General features: G+C 42.4%; 2 protein-coding genes. Both read right to left on the bottom strand.

The window, feature by feature from the left end; translation table 11 throughout:
• Positions 1-916 (bottom strand): T6SS effector phospholipase Tle3 domain-containing protein (locus NNO02_RS23175; protein WP_442867930.1); only part of this gene is annotated, 916 nt, incomplete at its 3' end.
• A gap of 1 nt (position 917) precedes the next feature.
• Positions 918-1,637, bottom strand: coding sequence for a T6SS immunity protein Tli3 family protein (locus NNO02_RS23170; RefSeq protein WP_271455869.1), 720 nt, complete (start codon positions 1,635-1,637; stop codon positions 918-920).
• Between the last annotated feature and the right edge of the window lie 19 nt (positions 1,638-1,656).

Raw genomic sequence — 1,656 nt, 5'->3', positions numbered from 1 at the left:
TTACAATATCGGCAAATGTCGCTTCTCTGGCTTCCTTGCTGATGATTTCATTCATGGGATATGAAATATAGGTTGTCATTTCATTATCCAGCGCATAGGGCGAATTCATCACAAACAGTGCGTCCGGGGCTTCGATTGCAGCAGCGGCCAGGGCAACCATGGTTCCCTGGCTGTGTGACAGTACCGTCACTGTATCTTCGGGATGTTTATCTCGAATGGTTTTAATGAGCTTTGCCAGACGACCAGTTGCATGAGCATAATAATGACGTGGTGGAGCAGCCGTCAGAAGCCTGTCGCGTTCTCCGTTTAATAACTGAGTGCTGAATGGCACCGGAATGCCCAGCGCTGACGGCCAGTTATCAAACCCTTTGTCACTCCATAAACTGACCAGTTGGTTGTAGCCATTCTGGAACGGACCACCTCCCCAGTAAAAGGGGCCTTTGCTTTTTCGTTGTTCAGGCGTCAGGTCGTAATAATTATTTCCCTGTTTATTTTTAAGCGGAATAGCATATTTGTCAGTTTCATTATCCGCAGCACGATAGCCCCAGTAAAAGCGGATGACGGGAGAGCGGCCTTCTTCTTTTATTTTTCGAGGAGGTATAACCCATTCGTTTTTATCATCACTCCAATGGGGAGCATAATACGTATTTGGCTTTAATCCATAATCACTACTGTGCAATAAACCGAGTCGGGCATTCAGACCTTCACACAATGCCTTTTCTGCATAATCATACCACTCACCTTCAGAATTAACTCCATGAATAAAAACAATCAATCCAGGAAGTTGCAGTGGCGGTTGCACCTCCGCATGAACTTTAATATTTTTATGCGATGTTGTAGAATAGGCAAAAGGGATTCCATTATCTGTTGAGTGGATCTCAACCTTTCGAGTTGGCTCTGAAAATTCATTACTCATTTCATAATCCCTCTCTAAACTGAACAGGTTCAAGTTTTCTATCACATTGCATATTTTCCTGAATCACTTTAGAAACATCCATTTCAAAGTCTTTTAGATATACAGGTCCTGTAACACCAGGATATGCAGGATTTAAATCCTTAGTAGGTGGATTAAAAGTCCATTTATCTACAGAGCCGTTGGCAGGTATTCTTCTACCATCCCAATAATTTATCAAATAAAACCCATCATTAGTCACCAACATGTCATAGTCTTTTGTATCCCCATTAGGATCTTGTGTATTTGACCCGTAAGTCACCGAATGCACTGTTTTCCCGCCATCCGTTGTCACAGCAACAACATTCAGACACCCTTTATCAGATCCCTTACACGCAGCCTTATTATCATTAGCTGTGACTGGAAAGGCTAAATAATCATCACGGCTTGATAACCAGAAAAGCCGGCCTTTAAATAAATAACCTGAAGAGGGCGCTATCTGGGTATGAATCCTTTTTTTTGTATTATTATAAAATGTTTTCCCATTTTCGCAGCGGGTGTACTCTTCAAGCGTAAAGTAACGTTCTTTATCAATGCGATAAATTATCTGTGGCGGACCATACACCTCTGGTGGCTGTTTTTTCTTTTCCGGCTCCGTCTGCATATCATTCATTGCAGAAAAAGGATTCACAAGGGCAACACCGCCACCATAAGGACCTGCTACACAACCACTCAGAATAAACACAACATATATAAAGCAGAGC

The organism is Citrobacter sp. Awk 2 (genome assembly GCF_028069815.1).
In the GTDB taxonomy this organism is placed as follows: domain Bacteria; phylum Pseudomonadota; class Gammaproteobacteria; order Enterobacterales; family Enterobacteriaceae; genus Citrobacter.
This window is presented reverse-complemented; position numbering and strand designations above follow the sequence as displayed.